Below are 19,647 nucleotides of genomic sequence, written 5' to 3' on the forward strand. Positions count from 1 at the left end.
TCAGCCGAAATGCGACTTGACGATCTGGGCGTGGACACCGACCGTACGATCGACCACCTGCGAGATCGTGAAGTCGGCGGCCGCCGACAGGTACGCGTACGCGGTGGCCCGGTCCATCCCCTGGTCGTGTTCGAGGAAGTCGAGAGCATTGACCACGGCGCGACGCATCGCGATGTTCAGATCGCTGCTCTGCCCGTCCACGGCACCGTCCGGGTCCGACAGACCGATCGGGATCCAGGCTTCCTCCGTCTCCGCGAACGGATAGTCGTATGCCACCGACGGCGCGTCACCGGACCCGGGCTTGTGCACCGTGAGCCGGAACGTGCCACGCAGCGACCCTTCCATCGCGGTGAGTGCCACTTCGCCGTCTCCCATCGCCATGTGGGGGTCGCCGACATAGAACAGAGCGCCCTCGGCGAAGACCGGGAGATAGAACTTCGACCCGGTGCCGAGCAGATTGATGTCGATGTTGCCTCCACCGAGCGTCGGCGGCACCGAATGGGCGTTGGGTGAGGTGGGTTCCTCGTCCGCGGTGAAGGCGACGCCCATCATTCCCATGAAGGGTTTCAACGGGAAACGCACCCGGCCCTCACCGAACGTCATCACGCCGCGCCCGTCCTCGATGGGCGTGAAGACCGAGACATTGCCCTGTTCCGTCGGGTCGGCAGGGCGCCCGTCCGTGTCGATCGGCGGCATCACCTCGTCCAGCGTGATCCCCGCGGGTGCGCCGCCGTCGGCAGTGCGGGCGAGGGATCCCTTCCCGTGACGGCTCGACACCACGCCGTACGGCACCCGTGGGGTGGCCTCCAGGGTTTCGATCTCGAGCACGTCCCCCGGCTCCGCACCTTCGACGAAGACGGGACCGGTGACGACGTGCGGTCCGTCCTTGTCGAAGTCGCGCGGCGTACGGTCGTACTCGGCGGCGATGGCCACCGCGTCCTCGAGCACATCGCTCTCCGCGACCCCCTTGCCGCCGAAATAGGTGATCGGGTCACGGCCCTGGTCCTCGAGGATCCCCTCGTGGGAGACGGCGTCGATGGTGACGGTCTGGCCCGATCTCATCCGAAGCACGGCCTCGGAGTGGATGTTCGGCACGTAGCCCCAGAGCACCTCGTCGGGCACCGACGCCAGGTAGTGGTCCCCGCTGATATCGCCCTGTCCGGACTGGAGAATCGGTACGTCCCCGCCGAAAGGCAGCCCCGTCGCGGACGCCGTCGGGGAGGTGTCCGAGGAGTCGGACGCACACGCCACTGCCGTTCCCGCCATGCCGGCACCTGCCCCGACCGCCACCACCGCCTTCATGAATCGCCGTCGGCCGAGGCCACGGGTGAGGATTTCGGCGGCGTTGCGGGCGAATGTGTCGGACACGGGCGAACCTCCGGCGCTCGGGGAAGCGAACGTCAGATAGTCAACTATTCACATATTTCGGGTACGTTTCGCCCGATGTCCGTCACGTGACGAGCTCACCCGCCCGGGTGTAGCCGCCGGAAGACGCTGCGGTGGAACACCACCGGATCGACGTCGTCCCGCACGTACAGTTCCTCGACACCGAGCAACACGATCGCATGGTCGCCTGCCGGAATCTGCTGGGTGATCGTGGTGTTCAGCCACACCGGTGCGCCGTCGACGAAGAGCGCACCACCGCGTCCCGACGTCGTGGTCAAGCCCGCGAACCGATCCCCCGTCTTCGACGCCAGGGTGCGTGCGGCACGGTCGTGACTCTCGCCCAGCACGCTGATCCCGATTCGCGGGTGCTCGGCGAGCCGTGGCCACGTCGTCGACGTGTTCTGCACGCAGAACGCCACGAGCGGTGGTTCGAGGGAGACCGACACGAAGGAACTGGCCGCCATCGCGACCCGCACACCGTCCTGTTCGGCGCCCACCGCGACCACTCCACTGGGGAAGTGACCGAACGCGTCCCGCAGTGCGCGGGCGTCGAGGGCCGGCCGGGCGACCGCGCTCATTCGGCCGGCACCCGGGTCGCCGCGGTGAGCACACCGCCCCATCGGGCCACGTAGTCGGAAATCCGCGAATCGGTGGTGTACGTGCTGTCCAGCAGGTACAACCCCGGGGCCGGGGTGGTCGCACCCAGTTCGACGAGTACCGGCTTGAGCAGCAGATCCGGCGCCAGTGCGTGCGCGGGCCCGCCACCCAGCATCAGCGGCACGGCCACGACACCGGCAAGCCCGTCCCCGGTGCCGAACTGATCGAGGAACAGCTTGAGCACACCCGTGTAGGTCGCCTTGAACGTCGGGCTGGCGACCACGATCAGGTCGGACGACGACACTGTCTCCACGGCGGCCGCCACCGCGTCGTCACCCCACCCGAGTAGCCCCGGCCCGAGCTCGATGACATCGACGATCTGGTCCGGCGCGCTCCCGGTCAGCGCCTCGGCAACCAGTCGGGACGCGTCGAGCGTGCGCGATCCGGCCTTCGGATTTCCTGCGATTACAGTTGTCTTCACGATGGGCACAATCCTCCTGTCCGGCTCGATTGTCGCCGTGGTGGACACTCGCCGCCAGGGTTGAATCACACGTGATCGAAACCTCGCGGCCGGAAGCCGGACTCACCGCCCCGACAGCTCGGCTGCCCAGTCGTAGCCGTCCAGGAAGGGGTCCGGTCGGATCGGTTCCCCGGAATCCCAGACGGCATGGATGAGCCCGTCGTCGCGGATCTCGCCGATCCGGGCGGTCTTGAAGATGTGGTTGTTGTCCCCGTCGACCGTGACGCGCCCCTCGGGGGCGTCGAAGGTCACCCCGTCGGCTGCTTCGCGCACGGCGGCGGCGTCGAACGATCCCGCCTTCTCCACCATCTCCCTCCACAGGAAGATCGAGGTGTACGCCGATTCCATGGCGTCGGACGTGACCCGGTCCACCCCGTGTCGCGCCCTGAATTCCGCCACGAATGCCGCGTTCTCCGGCGAGTCCAGGGTCTGGAAGTAGTTCCAGGTCGACCAGTTCCCCGCGACGGTGGCAGCACCGATCGAACGGATTTCCTCCTCGCCCACCGACATCGAGATCACCGGGATGTTGTCCGGGCTCATTCCCGAGTTGCGGTACTCCCGGAAGAACGGAACCAACGAGTCGCCGACGACGACGTTGAACACCGCATCGGGTTGCGCGGCACGGATCTTGTTCGCGATCGTGGAGAACTCGGTCCCGCCCAGGGGGACGTAGTCCTCCCCCTTGATCTCGATCCCGTGTGCCTCGGCGAACGCCTTGACGATCGCGTTGGAGGTGCGCGGGTACACGTAGTCGCTGCCCACCAGGTAGAGCGAGGTCACCCCCTGCTCGACGAGGAATTCGAGCGCAGGCACGGTCTGCTGGTTGGGCGCGGCGCCCGTGTAGAAGATGTTCGGCGACGCCTCCATGCCCTCGTAGTAGGTGCCGTAGTACAGCAACGCGTCGTCGTCCTCGAACACCGGCAACATCGCCTTGCGCGAGGCCGACGTGTAGCCACCGAACACCGCTGCCACACAATCACTCCGGACCAGCTTCTGCGCCTTCTCGGCGAAGACGGCGGGTTCGGACGCGCCGTCCTCGGAGATCAGCTCGAGCTGCTTGCCCAGCACTCCACCGTCCGCGTTGATCTGCTCGATCGCCATCTCGGTGACGTCCCTGATCACGACCTCGTTGATCGCGGTCGCCCCCGACAGGGAATTGACCGTTCCGACCTTCACGGAGGGCCCGGAGGTGTCGAGGCACGACGCCCCGGGAGCGGGCGCTCCCCCTGCGGTGTCCGAGGCGCGACTCCCACACGAACTCAGCACCAACCCTGCCACTGTCACCACCGCGATCGTCGCCGCGGTTCCGTACGACCTTCTCATCTGTCAGTCCTTCTGTGTCGTCACGACATTTCACGAGCCCCGACGCTCACTGCCCGAACCACTCACTGTTCGAACCACGTCGATGTGCCCGAGCCGTTCGCCCCGCTGCGGGGCATCGGTTCGCGGTCACGGCTCCGTTGCCGCGCGAACGACGACCTCCTCTCCTGCCACGACCGCTCGGAGTGCGAGCGGGTCACCCGTCCTGCCTCGTCGCTCCCACGCAGCCTCGGCGACCGACGTCGCGACCGAGGCGCGCACCGCACGCCGCACACTCCGCGCGCCGTAGCCGCGGTCGAACCCGCGCCGGTGGACGAGTTCGGCCACCGACCGCTCCACCTCGAGCGTGATCCCCCGTCGTGCACATCGTCGGATCAGCGCATCGATCTCGAGATCCACCACGGTGCGGGCACTCTCGTCGTCCAGTGCATCGAACGCGACGATGTCGTCGAACCGGTTGAGGAACTCCGGGTCGAAGTGCCGCTCGAGCGAGCGCCGGACGATGGCTGCCGACGGGTCCGGGCCACGATCGAACAGCGACGTTCTTCCGGGCCGGCGCCCGAGGCGCATCCGGGCCGCGCGTCGCATCCGCCACAGCGGATTGCGCTGTACCGCGAACAGTTCTCGGGCACCGAGGTTCGAGGTGAAGAAAAGGTGCGCGTTGCGGAAGTTGATCGTCTGGTTGCCGTTGGCCAGACGCAGGATCCCGTGGTCCATCACGTGCAGCAACGACCTCAGGACGGCGGAGTGCGCCTTCTCGAGTTCGTCGAACAGCACGATTCCCGGCAGATACGGGTCGCCTTCCACTCGACTGCGGTCGAACAGGCTGAAGTCCTCCCTACTTCCCGCATAGCCCGGTGGCGAGCCGGACAGGGACGCCATGTAGTGCTCCTGGGCGAGTGAGGACATGTCGATCCGGCACAGATCGTCCCTGCCGGTACGCAACGCCGCGGCCACCTGCCGGACCAGTTCGGTCTTTCCCACTCCGGTGGGGCCGACCAGGAGCGTGCACGAAAGCGGCCGATCGGGCTCGCCCAGCCCGGACCGGCCGAGCTCCACGGCGTGCGCGACAGCGGCCACGGCGCCGTCCTGGCCGACGATCCTCTGCCGGAGTTCGTCGGCCAAGCCCTGCGTACGCTCACGAGACACCGGCGCGTCGGGCCGGTCGTCCCCGGTATCGGCGACGGCGCGACGCGTCTGCTCGATCCGGTCGTTGATGTACGGCATCGGCCGTTCCACTTTCCTCCGATTCCGATGTCAGGCCGTGGCCGTCTTCTCCGTCGGCAGGACTCCGACCGGGCATTCCTCGACGCCCACCGTCGACCGGGTGAGAGCCTCCACCTGCTCCTGGGCTCGCTGCGCATCGGTCACCCACGTCTTGTAGAAGTCGAACGGGCAGTCGGCGACACCCTTGTCCCCGTCCCCGCCGGCGTGCACTCCGGTGTAGCCGCGATGGAGAAGCTTGAACATGTGGTTCTGCGACTGGTCGTATCGACGGGCATCGCGCACCGCCGAGATCGACAGCTGTGCGTACTGGATTCCGAACTCCTCCTCGCCGGTCTCCCCGAGGGTGCGACCGTCGAACCCGATGATCGCCGAGTGCCCGAAATACGAGTACACCCCGTCGAATCCGGCCGCATTGGCCACCGCCACATAGCATCCGTTCGCCCAGGCCATCGCCTTGGACATGAGGACCTGCTGATCCTTCGCCGGGTACATGTAGCCCTGGCATCGCACGATCAGTTCGGCACCCTTCATCGCACAGTCACGCCAGATCTCCGGGTAGTTGCCGTCGTCACAGATGATGAGTGACAGCTTCATCCCCTTCGGCCCGGTGCAGACGTAGGTGGTGTCGCCGGGGTACCACCCCTCGATCGGACACCAGGGCATGATCTTGCGGTACCTCTGGACGATCTCACCGGTGTCGTCGATGAGCACGAGAGTGTTGTACGGCGGCTTCTTCGGATGATCTTCGTGCTGCTCCCCGGTGATCGAGAAGACTCCCCACACCTTGTTGCGCCGGCACGCCTCGGCGAAGATGTGCGTCTCCTCGCCCGGAACCGTTGCCGCGGTGGCGAACATCTCCTCGTTGTCGTACATGATCCCCTGTGTGGAGTACTCCGGGAACACCACCAGATCCATCCCGGGAAGGCCCAGTTTCATCCCGTCGATCATGTCGGCGATCCTGTAGCAGTTCTCCACGACCTCGGCCTTGGTGTGCAGCCGCGGCATCTTGTAGTTCACCACCGCCACTCCGACGGTGTCCGGGCTCGACGAGATGTCTCCGTGTCGCATCGTTGGTGCTCCTGTTCCCGTTGCCTGCTGCTTCCGGATCTATTTCCATTTGGAAATAGTTCACATGAACATAGAAGGCGGGCGGGCAGAGCGCAACACCCGAGACGGAATCGGATGGAGATGTCACGCCACGGCGACCGGAGGCAGGCCCGGCGACGGGTACGCCCGAACTGTCACTCGAGCGTCAGAGAGCGGCGACGACGTCGAAGTCGTAACCGTCGGCCTTGGCCAGATACACGTCGTGAACACCCTGTGCGCCACGGAATTCCACGACACCACGCGGGCCGTCGTAGGCGAGACCGTCCACCGCGGCGTTGACCCGGTCCATGTCCGTGGACCCGGCCCGATCGACCAGACGAGCGAGAGTCACCATCCCCTCGTAGCAACTCTCGGCGGTGTTGTTCAATGCCGGGGCGTACGCACCGTGGTAGCCGAGGTACCGGCTCTGCAGGTCCAGCGTGTCCGCCGTGACCAGCGAGCGAAAGTACCCGGCCGAGGAGAACAACGACTCGGTACACCCGTCGCCACTGCCGAGCAGCATGTTCTCGTCCATCAACGGACTGAACCGGACGGTACGTTCGTGCAGGCCGCGTCGGGCGAACTCCCGGTTGAACACCACGGCGTCCTGGCCCACCAGGAACATCGCCACGCCGTCCACCGCGGCATGCTCGACGTGATCGACGAGCCGGAACACCGCCTCCTCGTCACCCATCGTCGCGAACGCCGCACCGTGTACCCGCATCCCGAGCGCGGGCGCAGCCGTCCGGACGAATGCGGCCGATGTGCGCGGCCAGACGTAGTCGTGGCCGACCACGGCCCAGTCACGCAGACCGAGATTCCGGCCCAGCCACGCGAATGCGGGCGCCACCTGGGTTCCGGGAACCTCACCGGAAGCGAACACTCCGGGACGGGTTTCTCCACCCTCGTAGAGCGCCGTGTAGATGTAGGGGATGCGGCCACGTACGACGTCCGCGAGCAGGTGACGGTGCGAGGAGATGTGCCACCCGGTGATCGCGTCGATTCTTCCCGCACGGATCAGGGCATCCACCTCGGCAGTGAGCAGATCGTCCGGCCGGCCGGAATCGACGAACACCAACTCGACCTCGCGGCCGAGGATGCCGCCGGACTCGTTGATCTCGTGGGAGGCGAGCTCGGCGACCGACCGGCAGGAGGGGCCGAAGATGCCTCCCGTGCCCTGCAACGGGATCACCATGGCAACGCGAAACACTCCCGCGTCCGACATTCCCTCTCGCCTTCTCACCTGCTGCGACGCGCCCCCCGGTCACAGCTCCGACCATCACTTCCATCGAAAACCGTCGAGGGCGGATACGCAACGGTGCGCCCGCCACCCAGTACAGGATGCCCCGTTTTCGTGCCGGTCACGGACCGATTACGCGATCGTGAACCTTCGGGCCGCCTGCGCGCCGGGCCCGGGGCGCGCGACGTCGTGCCATAATCCGAGTGAGGAAGCGAGACCGGTCGGAAACGTTCCGAACGGAGACATCGAGTGGTGAGGCGAGTGACGACTGGCGAATCGACACCGGAGGTCCGGCCCGTTCTCGCACTGCTACGGGCTGCCCGGCTCGCGACGGAGAGCCTGGCCGATGCCACCGCCGACGCCGGCCTGAGCGTCGATCAGTGGCTGACTCTCGAGCTCCTGGTGCGGCACCGGGATTCCGGACTCTCGATGAGTGATCTCCGTGCCCTCACCGGAATGGCGGGCGCCACCCTCACCCGGACCGTGGACCGGCTGATCACCGATGCCCTCGCCCACCGCGAGGTGGACAGCTTCGACCGACGGCGCGTGCTCGTCCACGTCTCGGCCGCCGGTGCCGAATTGCACGCGAGCACCGTGTCCGGCATCGATGCCGCCGAGGCCGCGTTCGGTGAGATCATGGCGCCCGGCGTATCCTCCTGAGTCCGCGGGCGAGCGCCCCGGCTCAGCGCCCGGGGCGTGCGTGGGTCAGGTGCGGAATCCACCCGTGTGCGGGCCACTTCTTGAGGCCGACACGATCCGGCGTGATCCTCCGGCCCACGAACCGATCGGCGAGCTCCGCGTCCGGTTCCGCGTCGTACTGCCAGCGCTGCCCCTCCCCGCTTCCCGTCATCGACCAGGACCGCGCTCGATACGCCGCGCGTACGACGTTGTCCGCGAACACGATGACCGGGATGCCCGCCGATCCGCGGACTGCCGTCCCCGCATCCCACGGGCCGCGGGCCAGCGCGTAGATCTGCTCGTCGGTGATGCCGCGGCGGCCCGCTGCCGGAACGTCGAGCAACAGACAGGGAGTCGGCAACTCCGGGGCCGGTTCGGCCGCGTACCTCAGGACGAGACTGTCGACCGCCTGCACCTGAGCGTCGCCGATCCTGTTGGTCAGCACGCCCGGCTCGGCCAGTTCGAGCCCGCCCACGAGTGTCGCCAACGCGGTGTCGACCGAGACGTCGTCGGCCAGCCGGTGGGCGGCGATGTAGTGGTCCACTTCCAGACCGGAATCGTAGATCTCCCGGATCCGGCTGATCGTCGCCGCACGCACGTCCTCGTCCGCGGGCTCCGGATCCGTCAACGACTGCCGACGCTCGTTCTCCGCCAACGCCTCCCACACGTACCCGTAGACGCGATCACCCGACCCGACGCCGACGTGGAACACCGAACGAGTCCGCGGATCGAGCAGCAGGTACACGTACCTGCCGAGTTCCTCGGCGACCCGGGGCGGCAACGGCTGAGGTGCAGGCCGGGTCTGGTACACCTCCCGCAGGATCAATCGCAGCGAAGCCAGCTTGAGGGCCACCGGGACGCCGCCCTCGATGCCGTCGAACAGCGCGGTCGACGCCGCCTGTACCGACGAGAAGGTGCGGCCGATGTTGCGCTCGAGCGAACGGGTGACATCACCGAACTGAGCGATGCGCACCAACGGATCCGCGGATGCGTCCGGGAGGTCGTTGGACGCGAGGAAATTCTGGACCTCCGCGGAGGCGAGCCAGCGGGAAGTGATGTCGAGCGGAACAGTCCAGACGGTAGCCATGCCCTGACTGTAAGGGAAACACGCCGTGCGACCCGCACTCGACGCGGTAGCGATCGAGTCGCTGCGATCGGAACCCTTGCCTCCACGACGGGACGAGGGACAATGGAAGGCACCCACCGCCGACGCCTGCGAGCCACCCAGGGAGGGACCCGCAATGACGAGCACCACCTACCCGACCCGCACCGCCGTCGACATCGCGGTGGGGGTTCTGATCGCACATCGCGGCTGCTCCGAGGACGCCGCGTTCGACGAACTCGCCGCCGTCTCCCGCGAACGGAAGGTGGGTCTGGGACGGACCGCCCGGGCCTTGATCTCGTTCGTACGCGAACATCACGACGCGCTGCCGGATTCCGATCTCACCGCCGCCGCCCTGAGATGGAGCCACTCGACGCCCTACCGCGGCGCGTTCGGCACCGCGGCCTGATTCGTGGGCGGGGTGCTCGCCGCCCGTCCCGCGAACGCGACGAACTCGCGCGCCACCCGGCTGAGAACCGCTTCCGCATGCCACGCGAGCACCACGTCGACCGCCTGGCTCGGCCCGGCGACCGGCTTCACCACCACGTCGAGCCCCTCCGAGGTGACCTCGATCCGCGGGCGCTGCAGCAGCAGCGTCCATCCGAGGCCACGCGCGACGAAGGCGCGAGCCGTTTCCGGGCTCGCCGTCCGGTAGGCGATCCGAGGCGCGAAGCCGGCCTGACGGCACACACCGGTCACGTGGTGCGAGCCCGGGGGAACGTCGAGCAACACCATCGGCTCGTCGGCGAGCTCCGCGAGCACGACCGGCCGATCGCCCGAAGCCCATCGATGACGGGGATCGAGCGCGACCGTCGGCTGTAGGGACGCCAGGCGCTGGGTCCGCCATTGATGAGGCAGGTCCAAGTCGTAGACGATCGCGACGTCGAGTTCACCGTCCTCGATCTGCGCGCGCAGCCGGTTCTGGGTCTCCTCCCGGAACGCGACTCTCGCCCGCGGGTACCGCGCCGTGAACGCCGCGACGATCGACGGCGCAGGCAGCGCACCCAGCTCCGGATGGCACCCGACCGCGACCGGCCCGCTCACCTCCCCGGACGCCCCGGACGCGTCGTCCTGGAGCTCGCTCGCCTGCTGCAGCAACAGGCGAGCCCGAGTCAGCACCGCCTCGCCCGTGGGTGTCAGCTGGATACCGCGGGCCCGCCTGCGCACACAGAGCTGCACTCCGAGCGCCTTCTCGAGATCGGTGACCGCCGCCGACAACGCGGACTGCGACTGATGTACCCGCTCGGCGGCCCCGCTGATCGTCCCGGTTTCCGCCACCGCGACGAACGCCGCGAGCTGGCGCATCGTGTAGGCCGGGGCGTTGTCGATCCGGGACATACATGCACGGTATCGCGCACGGCAGTCCTCAGCGGTCTCATCGGCGGACGGAGTCCGGTCTCATCGGCGGACGTGGTCGGGCTCCACCGTCAGATGCGACGGAAGAGGGCCGCCAGGGCCTGTCCTCCACCGATGCACATGGTCACCACGCCCCACTCCAGATCCCGGCGCACCAGGTCACGGGCCACGCGCAGGCTGAGGATCGCGCCGGTCGCACCCACCGGGTGGCCGAGCGCGATCGCTCCGCCGTAGGGGTTCGTCTTCTCCGGATCGAGCTTCGCATCCCGGATCACCGCGACGGCCTGCGACGCGAACGCCTCGTTGAGTTCGACGACGTCGACGTCGCCCGGGGTGATGCCCGTCTGCTCGAACAGATTCTGCAGCGCGAGGACGGGCGCGTACCCCATCAGTCCCGGATCCATCGCCGCGGTGGCGACCGCCTCGAGGGTCACGAGCCCGGTCAACCCCTTCTCTCGCGCCGCGGACTGCGTGGCGAGCACCAGGGCCGCGGCACCGTCGTTGATGCCCGACGCATTGCCCGCGGTCACCGAGCCGTCCTTCTCGAACGCCGGGCGCAACCCGGCGAGCGTCTCGAGCGTGGTAGCCGGCTTGGGATGCTCGTCGGTGTCGACGGTGACCGACCTGCGCCCACCGGTCTCGACGGAAGTGATCTCCTCGGCGAACACCGCCTTCGCCGCGTCCGTGGCCGCGCGGCGCTGGGATTCGACGGCGAACTCGTCCTGCTGCTCACGGCTCACGTCGTACCTGCGGGCCACCGCTTCTGCGGTGCGGCCCATGTGCACGCCACCGAACGGATCGGTGAGCATCGCCACCGTGCCGTCCACGAGTGCACGGTCTCCGAGCTTGTATCCCGAGCGCGCCGCGAAGTCGTAGAACGGCATCCGGGACATGTTCTCGTCGCCACCGGCGAGTGTGAACTTCGGCCCGCCCCAACGCATCTGCATCGCGGCGGACCACACCGCCTGAAGGCCGCTGCCGCACAGGCGGTTGACGGTGTAGGCGGGGGTGCTCTCGGCGAGCCCCGCGGCGAGAGCCACCCGCCGCGCGTTGTACGCATCCGGACCGACCTGGCCGATGCAGCCCATCACCACCTCGCCGATATCGGCGCCGTCGACGCCGGCACGTGCGAGAGCGGCCCTCGCGGCAGTGGCACCGAGTTCGTGTGCGGGGACGTCCTTCAGTGCGCCGCCGAAGCTGCCGATCGGTGTACGTGCGCCGTCGACCACCACGATCGGTTCGGGAGTGCTCATCTGCCGTGCCTTTCCGTTCCTGCTCCTGTGTGGAGCCGATGGTAGGGCAACCGACCGGCGAGCGACGACGGGCCCTCGCCTGCGGGTCACGCCGACCGGCGCGCGATCCTGCGATACCGTCGGAGCATCCCGACACTCTCGACGGAACGGAGTACCCAGGTGGTCGCGATCGGAAGTTCGGACCTCGACATCTTCCCGGTGGCGCTCGGCGGCAATACTTTCGGCTGGACGGCCGACGAATCGACCTCGTTCGACATCCTCGACGCCTACACCGCATCGGGCGGCAACATGATCGACACCGCAGATTCCTACTCCGCCTTCGCACCGGGCAACTCCGGCGGCGAGTCCGAGACCGTCATCGGCAAGTGGATGAGTTCGCGACGCATCCGGGACGAGGTGGTCGTCGCGACCAAGGTGAGTCGGCATCCGGACTTTCCCGGCCTCGCCCCGGACAACATCCGAGCGGCAGCTCGAGCATCGCTGGCTCGGCTCCAGGTCGATCACATCGACCTCTACTACGCCCACTACGACGACCCGGACACACCGCTGGCCGAGACGCTCGAAGCGTTCGACGGCCTGGTGCGCGAGGGCACGGTGCGCTACGTCGGCGTCTCCAACTACACGCCGGACCGGATTCGGGAGTGGCTCGAGATCGCCGACAGCCACGGCTTCGCCCGCCCGGTGGCCCTGCAACCGCACTACAACCTCGTCCATCGCCGCGTGTACGAGAAGGAGTTCGCGCCGCTGGCGCTGGCCGAGAGCCTGGCCGTACTGCCGTACTACTCGCTCGCCGCAGGATTCCTCACCGGGAAATACCGGAAGCAGGCCGACCTCGAGGGGTCGCCGCGCCGGCGGATGGCGAGCAGTTACTTCTCCGACGCGGCGCTCGCAGTCGTGTCGGCGCTCGACGAGATAGCGGCGAACCACGAGGTGGAGATCTCGACGATCGCCCTCGCTTGGCTGCTGACCCGGCACGGGGTCACCGCCCCTCTCGCCAGTGCCAGCTCGGTGGATCAGGTGCCGAGCCTGCTCGACGCGGCCTCGGTCATCCTCACCACCGACGAACTGACTCGGCTCACCACATTGTCCGACGCCGCCGAAGGCTGACCCGCGGGGTGGTCCTCACCGCCCGGAAGTGAGCTCGCTCAGTTCGCGATGCAGCGTCGCGCGGTAGTCGAGCACGAGGGCGTCGACGTCGCCGATCTGGTCCCCGACGTGGTGCAGGTTGTCGGTGGACAGCTCGCGACTGCCCGACCGCGCGATCAGGTCGTCGATGCGGCTGTCCAGGCTCACCGTCCGGTCGATGGCACGAGCCGACCGCAGGTGGAGGTCCGCCCGTTCGAGCAGATCACCGATCCGTGCCAGTCCCGCGACCCGCTCGACCAACTGATCCCACACCGGGTCGAGCGCCGCCTCGCGAGCACGCACCTGCGCACGGGCCGCGTCCGTGCGGGCCAGCCCACTCAGGACCGACAGCTCGTCCCGAATGACGCGCAGATCGGCCGTGTCCGTCGCGATCTGGACCAACTCGTCTGCGAGATCCACCTGATAGCGCTGCACCGCGAAGTGCTCGGACCTCCAGGCGCTCGACCCCTCGATCCGCTCGTAGCCTCGGCCGGCGAGGTAGAGCAGGGTGTCGTATCCGTCCGTGAAACTCTGTCCGGACGAGTCACCACCGACCGCGGCGGCCACCCGGTCGAGCATCGTGGACACGGGCGAGCCGGCGCCTGCCTGCCCCAGCCTCTCCGCGGTGACGGAGCGGACCGTGGCACCGAGGCGGTCGAACGCGGTACCCGTGACCGGTGCCGGGGTGCGGGCGAGTGCCTCGAACAGCAACTCACGCTGCGCAGGGTCCAGATGCACGCCGTCGCGGCGGTCGCGGCGGACGGCCCGCACTCCGGTGCTGTAGCTGCGCCCCGGCCCCACCACCTCCGAGCGCCAGGCCGCGAGCCGGCGACCCACCTCGGCCAGCCGGTGCCGTACCAGGAGGTAGACGGGGCCGGCCCGCAGGTCCGCGATCCTGGCGGTGAGCAACTCGTGCTCGTCGCGGAGGCGCCGCAGGTCCCCGTAGCTGCCGGGTGCCGGAAACTCCCGGCCCGCCTTCAGTCTGCACACCACGGCGCGCCGCAGGTCCCCGTCGAGGTGACCGGCGGCGAGCAGCAGGGCCGTCGGTGCCGACAGGTCGACCACCGGTTCGTCCACCCGCGCCGAAACACACCGACGACGGACCTCGGCCGCCATCCGATCCCGCCGCTCGGTCCCGAACACGTCGTCGGCCTCTGCCTCGGTCACGGCACCTCCTCCACTGTGCCTCCACTGTTCCAGAAACCACCGGATCCCACCAGGACGGCGGTAGCCTCGACGGCATGCGAGTGGGAGCACACGTCCGGCGCGACGAGGACCCCGTCGGGGCCGGAACCGAGCTGGGCGCCGATCTGGTCCAGCTGTTCCTCACCGACCCACAGAAGTGGGACACCCCGGGCGCCCACCCGAGGCGCGACGAGATCCTCGCCAGCCCGATCGACGTCGTGGTGCACTCGCCGTACGTGATCAACGTCGCGAGCCTGAACAACCGGCTGCGGATGCCGTCCCGCAAGGCCGTGGCCGAACATGCGACGGCCGCCGCGGACATCGGCGCCTTCGGATTGGTCGTGCACGGCGGTCACGTCCGCGACGGTGAGGACGTCTCGGCCGGAATCGACAACTGGCGCAAACTGTTCCAACGCCAGGAGGACAAGGGCGGGTTCGCCGTCCCCATCCTCGTCGAGAACACCGCGGGCGGTGACTTCGCGATGGCGCGCCATCTGGACACCATTGCCCGGCTGTGGGACGCGGTGGGTGACTACGGTGCCGGATTCTGCCTCGACACGTGCCACGCCTGGGCGGGAGGGGAGGACCTGGCCGGTCTGGTCGACCGTGTTCTCGCGGTGACCGGACGCATCGACCTGGTGCACCTGAACAACTCCCGGGACGAGTTCGACTCGGCGCGCGACCGGCACGCCAACCTCGCGGAGGGCACGATCGCCCCCGAGGTGCTCGCCGAGATCGCCCGCGCCGCGGATGCCCCCATCGTGCTCGAGACACCGGCGGACGGGATGGCCGACGACATCGCCTACCTACGGTCGGGCAGCTGAGACCCGGTCACGCCCGACGTTCGAGCAGCAGCAGGCCGGCCCCGGCGGTCGTCGTGAGCTCGGTGAACCCCTGGTCACGGTAGTACTCCAGCAACCGGCCGTTGTCCTCGACGCACGCAACCCGCAGGCACTCGACGTCGTGGGACCGCACATGGTCACCGATCCAGCGGAGCAGTTCGCCGCCCAGTCCCGCGCTCGCGCGGTCCACCACGAGACGGTCGAGGATCGCCGAGGTTCCCGCACCGGACCCGACGGGCCAGGTCAGCCGGAACGTGCCGACCACGATCCCGGCCGATTGCGCGACATACCACCGGCCGGCGCCGATGTTCTCTCGGACATCCGCCAGGGAGACGTCGGAATCGTCCGGATCCGCGAGCCCCCGCTCGGCCAGCCAGTCCTCGGCGTCCCACTGCAATTGGACGATGTCCTCTGCGTCCTCCGCACGCGCCTGCCGCACCGTAACCGTCATTCGCTCACAGTAGCCAGATAACGGACCGGACACTTCGCCGGTGCCCGCCCACCGGGTGTGCCAGGATCCGAAGCGGGGAAACGTCACGTCACAGGCACGGACCACGGTCCGCGCGCGGTGGGTGAGAACCGCCGCACCGGGAGACAGGCTCGACGGCTCGTACGGGGGTGGACGATGAAGAGGCTGATTCGTTTCGTAGTTCTCACATGTCTGACGGTGTCGCTCACCGCGCCGTGGGCCCTGGTGCAGGCCGGAACAGCAGGCGCCGCACCGCCGGCCGATGCGGAACCCGACGCCGTACCCGACGCGGGGGCCATCCAGCCCACGCCGATCACCGACGACTCCTTCTTCGACTGGCCGGAGAACGTGGCGGACGTCGCCCCCGGGCAGATCATCCGGTCTCGGGAAATCCGTCCGACCGCAGTGGTGAACATCGTCATCCCCCACACCACCCGACAGATCATGGTGCGCTCCAACGATTCCCGGGGACGAGCGGTGCCGGTCACCGCGACGGTGATCACCCCGAAGGCGCCGTGGAAGGGCGACGGCGCGCGCCCGATCGTGGCCTACAACATGCCGATCGACTCGCTGGGGGCCGAGTGCACCCCCTCCTACCGCATCGCCCACGACTGGCACCTGATCGACCAGGACGTCCCGCCGCTCATCTCACTGTTCCTCGCCAAGGGGTACACGGTGCTGGTCACCGACCATCAGGGTCCGCGAATGGCCTACGCGGCGGGCCGCATGGCCGGCCACGCGGTTCTGGACGGCATCCGCGGCGCGAAGCAGTTGCCCGGCGCCGGACCGGCCGACAGCCCGGTGGCCGTCACGGGATACAGCGGGGGTGCGATCGCCACCGGGTGGACAGCCGAGCTCCAGCCCGGCTATGCACCGGAGGTGCCGCTCGCCGGGGTGGCTGCCGGCGGCACACCGACCGACTTCGGCCTGCTCCGGCACACCATGAACGGGGGAATCGGCTCGGGCCTGTACCTGGCGGCGATCCTCGGCCTCGCTCGTGAGTATCCGGAAATGCTCTCGCTGGCAAACCCTCTCGGCCGAGCACTCGCCTCGAGTCCGCTCCGGGACCAGTGTGTGATCCCCCTGGCGACCCTGGGCGTCGGGCACGTCCCGGTCCAGATCCTGGCGAACTCACCGGACCCGTTCGGAACACCGGTGGCACGAGAAGTCGTGTCGCACAATCGGATGGGTGCCGAAGCTCCCGATGCTCCGGTTCTGCTCTACCACGGGGACTCGTCGGTGTTCCTCGGAGATCTCTGGATTCCCGAGTCCGGTCCCCGGGCGCTACAGCAGGAGTGGTGCGCCCGGGGTGCGAACGTGAGGTACTCACCCCATGCGGGTGAGCACCTGATCGGGGCGCTCACCCCACTCCCCGAAGTTCTCTCCTGGATCGACGACAGGCTCGCGGGCCTGCCGGCTCCGGACGGCTGCGCCGGCCGGTGAGCCGGATCCGTGCCTCCCTCCTCCCTACGAATGCCCGTGCGGAGCGAGCAGTTCCGCGGGGTCGGATTCGCTGTGCCCGGGCGGATGGGTCTCGTCCAGCCAGCGTGCCGACTCTGCGCGCCCGCGAGTGATGAGGTCGTCGGCGTGCCGGAAGTCCGCCGGGGACGTGCCCAGCGGACACAGGGGCGGCAGCACACGCAGGTCCACCCGGGAGCTGTACCGCTCGACGTCCAGGGCGAGACGTTGGTTGATCGCAAGGGTCGCTCCGGCCAGCGCCATTCCCAGCGCGCCGCGAGGCAGCACGTCGAGGCTGCACGGATACCCGGTCGGCAGGACCCACACGCGATCGGCGCCCAACTCCACGGCGTGCGCGATCGGCGAGTTGTCCACCACCCCGCCGTCGACGAGTGACCGACCGTCGATCCGAACCGGGGGAAGCAGCCCCGGGATGGAGGCACTCGCCACGATCGCGTCCTCCGCCGGACCCTGCGACAGTCGCACGTCGGCACCTTCGAGGATGTCGACGGCGATCACGTGCAGCGGGATCGGCGCATCCTCGAGCCGGTCGAACGCGAGATGATTCCTGATCAGTGCGCGCAGACCACGATCCGACACCAGGTGATCGCGCAGTCCCAGGAAGCCGCCCAGTCCGGTCAAGGGCGCAGGGCGGAACACCCGGCTCCGGCGCAGTCCTCGCCAGATGCCGGCGAGTCGAGCCAGCCCCTGTGCGTCGTAGCCACCGGCCAACCACGCTCCGTTGAGAGCACCCACCGAGGTTCCCACGATCAGGTCCGGACGGACGTCCCTCTCCCACAGCGCCTCCAGCATGCCCACCTGGACGGCACCGAGGCTGGCGCCACCGGACAGTACGAATGCCGTGGTCACCGTGTCACTCCCGTCATGCTTGAGCCTTGTCGCCGGTGTAGATCCCGTCGATCAGCGCGGCGAAGTGGGCGGTGACGACGTTGCGCTTGACCTTCCCCGTCACGGTGAGATCGCCGTCCTCCTCGGTGAGATCCCGGCCGAGGACGGCGAACTTCTTCACCGACTCCGCGTGCGAGACGGTGGTGTTCGCGTCGTCGATCACCGACTGCAACTCCGCTCGGAGATCGGGATCGTCGGCGAGGTCGTCCGGTGTGGCGGATTCGGGCTTGTCGTGCGCCTGCTTCCATTTCCCGAACGGCACCGGATCGAGCGCCAACAGTGCGCCGACGAACGGCCGTCCGTCCCCGATCACCACCGCGTGCGACACCAGTTCGTGCCCGCGCATCCGGTCCTCGAGCGGACCTGGCGAGATGTTCTTGCCACCCGCAGTGACGATCAGGTCCTTCTTCCGGCCGGTCACCGTGAGGTAGCCGTCGTCGTCGAGTTCGCCGAGGTCGCCGGTGCGGAACCAGCCGTCGTCGAACGCCGCCTCCGTCGCCTTGCGATTACGCCAGTAGCCCTCGAACACCACGGGACCGCGGAGTTCGATCTCACCGTCGTCGGCAATCCGTACCGCGTTGCCGGCCAGAGGCGGTCCGACGGTCCCGATCTTCTGCTCGCCCGGCCCGTTCACCGTGTGCGCGGCCGTCGACTCGGTGAGCCCGTAGCCCTCGTACACCGGCACACCGAGCCCACGGAAGAAGTGACCGAGTTCCTCCGACAACGCCCCGCCGCCGGAGATCGCCCACCAGCAGTCGCCGCCGAGCGCACCTCGCAGCTTCCGGTACACCAGCCGGTCGGCGACCGCGCGCTGCAGGCGTAGCAGGGCCGACGGTCCGCCCTCGTCCTCCGATCGGCTGTACCGCACCGCGGTACGTTCCGCGAACGCGAACATCCGGCGAGCGAATCCGCCGCGTGCGGCCGCGCTCCGGGCTGCGCCCTCACGGATCTTTTCGAACACCCGGGGGACGCCCAGGATCGTGTGTGGACGGAAACGCTCGAACTCGTGGGTGATCGAGGAGAAGTCCGACCAGTGTGCCTGGGTGACGCCCGCCTCGAACATCGCCATCGACACCGCCCGGGCCAGCACGTGCGCCAACGGGAGGAACGTCAGTGCACGATGGCCGGGCCGGGCCACCGCACCCACCGGCGCCGACGTCAGCGCGCGGACCTCGGCGAGCAGATTGCGGTGGCTGAGAACACATCCCTTGGGGCGCCCCGTCGTGCCCGAGGTGTAGACGAGGGAGGCGAGGTCGTTGGCGGTCAGGGCGACGACCCTGCGGAACACCTCGGAATCCTCGATATCGCGGCCCTCCGTGATGAGGGTTCCGACGGCATCCTCGTCCACGGTGAACACGCGGCTCGGAGTGTCCGGAGCACCGGTGTCGACGTGTCGGGCGTGCTCGGGTGTCTCGACGATCGCGACCGTCGCACCGGAGTCCTCGAGGATCCAGCGGATCTGATCGGGTGAGGACGAATCGTAGATGGGTACCGACACCCCGCCGCAGGCCCAGATCGCGTAGTCGAGGAGTGTCCACTCGAACCTGGTGGAGGAGAGCAACGCGACTCGGTCGCCCTCCCCGACTCCCGCCACGATCAGGCCCTTCGCCACTCCGGTGACCAGCGCGGCGAAGTCCTCTGCCGTCACATCCACCCAGCCGGACGCCTCGGGGCGACTGAACACGACGAGCCCCGGCGTCGACTGCGCATGGGCGAAAACCGACAACACGGCGTTCTCGTGGTCGGCTACTGCGGAACTCGCCGGACGCGAGTACTCGCGCATCCGAACCTCCGATCCGTGACATCTGCATTTCGGTGAACTTCCGGCCATCCTGCTACGAACACCGGCCACCTCGCCGTGACACCGGCCGCCGAGTCGGTCACAATTCGAGAA

19 protein-coding genes are annotated in these 19,647 nt (G+C 68.4%); 5 read left to right on the plus strand and 14 right to left on the minus strand.

Features of this window, described 5'->3' with window-relative positions:
- The 7 genes from G4H71_RS03275 to G4H71_RS03305 all read right to left on the minus strand — a co-directional run bounded on the left by G4H71_RS03275 (position 1) and on the right by G4H71_RS03305 (position 7,361).
- Entirely contained in the window at positions 1–1,368 is a 1,368-nt protein-coding gene (locus tag G4H71_RS03275; RefSeq protein WP_072736813.1) for an acetamidase/formamidase family protein, read from the minus strand.
- Between the two features lie 95 nt (positions 1,369–1,463).
- Positions 1,464–1,964, minus strand: a complete 501-nt coding sequence (locus tag G4H71_RS03280) for a flavin reductase family protein (protein ID WP_072736973.1) — start codon at positions 1,962–1,964, stop codon at positions 1,464–1,466.
- Positions 1,961–2,464: an NADPH-dependent FMN reductase gene (locus G4H71_RS03285; RefSeq protein WP_072736972.1), complete on the minus strand. Its 504-nt coding sequence runs from the start codon at positions 2,462–2,464 to the stop codon at positions 1,961–1,963. Before G4H71_RS03285 ends, G4H71_RS03280 begins: the two co-directional genes overlap by 4 nt.
- 102 nt (positions 2,465–2,566) lie before the next feature.
- Positions 2,567–3,826: an urea ABC transporter substrate-binding protein gene (gene urtA / locus G4H71_RS03290; protein WP_072736812.1), complete on the minus strand. Its 1,260-nt coding sequence runs from the start codon at positions 3,824–3,826 to the stop codon at positions 2,567–2,569.
- A gap of 126 nt (positions 3,827–3,952) precedes the next feature.
- Positions 3,953–5,050, minus strand: coding sequence for an AAA family ATPase (locus tag G4H71_RS03295; protein WP_072736971.1), 1,098 nt, complete (start codon positions 5,048–5,050; stop codon positions 3,953–3,955).
- Positions 5,051–5,080: 30 nt separating this feature from the next.
- The gene (locus G4H71_RS03300) at positions 5,081–6,118 is read right to left on the minus strand and encodes an aliphatic amidase (RefSeq protein ID WP_072736811.1); all 1,038 of its coding nucleotides are present in this window, start codon (positions 6,116–6,118) and stop codon (positions 5,081–5,083) included.
- Between the two features lie 184 nt (positions 6,119–6,302).
- A complete protein-coding gene (locus tag G4H71_RS03305) occupies positions 6,303–7,361 on the minus strand; it encodes a substrate-binding domain-containing protein (RefSeq protein WP_246442606.1) in 1,059 nt (352 codons plus the stop codon).
- Between the two features lie 276 nt (positions 7,362–7,637).
- Here G4H71_RS03305 and G4H71_RS03310 point away from each other — a divergent pair, with 276 nt between their 5' ends.
- A complete protein-coding gene (locus G4H71_RS03310; RefSeq protein WP_072736809.1) occupies positions 7,638–8,036 on the plus strand; it encodes a MarR family winged helix-turn-helix transcriptional regulator in 399 nt (132 codons plus the stop codon).
- A 22-nt stretch (positions 8,037–8,058) separates the two neighbouring features.
- On the opposite strand, the gene G4H71_RS03315 is transcribed toward G4H71_RS03310, so the two are convergent.
- Positions 8,059–9,141, minus strand: a complete 1,083-nt coding sequence (locus G4H71_RS03315; protein WP_072736808.1) for a GIY-YIG nuclease family protein — start codon at positions 9,139–9,141, stop codon at positions 8,059–8,061.
- 154 nt (positions 9,142–9,295) lie between these two features.
- Here G4H71_RS03315 and G4H71_RS03320 point away from each other — a divergent pair, with 154 nt between their 5' ends.
- Positions 9,296–9,565: an ANTAR domain-containing protein gene (locus G4H71_RS03320; RefSeq protein ID WP_072736807.1), complete on the plus strand. Its 270-nt coding sequence runs from the start codon at positions 9,296–9,298 to the stop codon at positions 9,563–9,565.
- Here the strand turns inward: G4H71_RS03320 and G4H71_RS03325 are convergent.
- The gene (locus G4H71_RS03325; protein ID WP_072736806.1) at positions 9,535–10,494 is read right to left on the minus strand and encodes a LysR substrate-binding domain-containing protein; all 960 of its coding nucleotides are present in this window, start codon (positions 10,492–10,494) and stop codon (positions 9,535–9,537) included. The two genes, G4H71_RS03320 and G4H71_RS03325, sit on opposite strands and share 31 nt — an antisense overlap.
- An 89-nt stretch (positions 10,495–10,583) precedes the next feature.
- Positions 10,584–11,765 (minus strand): thiolase family protein, encoded by a 1,182-nt coding sequence (locus G4H71_RS03330; protein WP_072736805.1) that lies wholly within the window; start codon positions 11,763–11,765, stop codon positions 10,584–10,586.
- A 159-nt stretch (positions 11,766–11,924) separates the two neighbouring features.
- On the opposite strand from G4H71_RS03330, the gene G4H71_RS03335 reads away from it, so the two are divergent.
- A complete protein-coding gene (locus G4H71_RS03335; RefSeq protein WP_072736804.1) occupies positions 11,925–12,872 on the plus strand; it encodes an aldo/keto reductase in 948 nt (315 codons plus the stop codon).
- A 15-nt stretch (positions 12,873–12,887) separates the two neighbouring features.
- Here G4H71_RS03335 and G4H71_RS03340 read toward each other — a convergent pair whose 3' ends face one another.
- Positions 12,888–14,057: a hypothetical protein gene (locus tag G4H71_RS03340; protein WP_246442604.1), complete on the minus strand. Its 1,170-nt coding sequence runs from the start codon at positions 14,055–14,057 to the stop codon at positions 12,888–12,890.
- Between the two features lie 74 nt (positions 14,058–14,131).
- Here G4H71_RS03340 and G4H71_RS03345 point away from each other — a divergent pair, with 74 nt between their 5' ends.
- Positions 14,132–14,899, plus strand: coding sequence for a deoxyribonuclease IV (locus tag G4H71_RS03345; protein ID WP_072736803.1), 768 nt, complete (start codon positions 14,132–14,134; stop codon positions 14,897–14,899).
- Positions 14,900–14,906: 7 nt separating this feature from the next.
- On the opposite strand, the gene G4H71_RS03350 is transcribed toward G4H71_RS03345, so the two are convergent.
- Positions 14,907–15,368 carry a GNAT family N-acetyltransferase gene (locus G4H71_RS03350; RefSeq protein WP_083343181.1) on the minus strand — a complete coding sequence of 154 codons (462 nt, stop codon included), beginning with the start codon at positions 15,366–15,368 and terminating at the stop codon, positions 14,907–14,909.
- Positions 15,369–15,542: 174 nt separating this feature from the next.
- Between G4H71_RS03350 and G4H71_RS03355 the strand changes: the two genes are divergently transcribed.
- Positions 15,543–16,829 (plus strand): lipase family protein, encoded by a 1,287-nt coding sequence (locus G4H71_RS03355; RefSeq protein ID WP_072736801.1) that lies wholly within the window; start codon positions 15,543–15,545, stop codon positions 16,827–16,829.
- Between the two features lie 24 nt (positions 16,830–16,853).
- On the opposite strand, the gene G4H71_RS03360 is transcribed toward G4H71_RS03355, so the two are convergent.
- Positions 16,854–17,714 carry a patatin-like phospholipase family protein gene (locus tag G4H71_RS03360; protein WP_072736800.1) on the minus strand — a complete coding sequence of 287 codons (861 nt, stop codon included), beginning with the start codon at positions 17,712–17,714 and terminating at the stop codon, positions 16,854–16,856.
- Between the two features lie 13 nt (positions 17,715–17,727).
- Entirely contained in the window at positions 17,728–19,536 is a 1,809-nt protein-coding gene (locus tag G4H71_RS03365) for an AMP-dependent synthetase/ligase (RefSeq protein ID WP_072736799.1), read from the minus strand.
- Positions 19,537–19,647: the final 111 nt, after the last annotated feature.

Origin of the sequence: Rhodococcus triatomae (assembly GCF_014217785.1) — a bacterium.
In the GTDB taxonomy this organism is placed as follows: Bacteria; Actinomycetota; Actinomycetes; order Mycobacteriales; family Mycobacteriaceae; genus Rhodococcus_F; species Rhodococcus_F triatomae.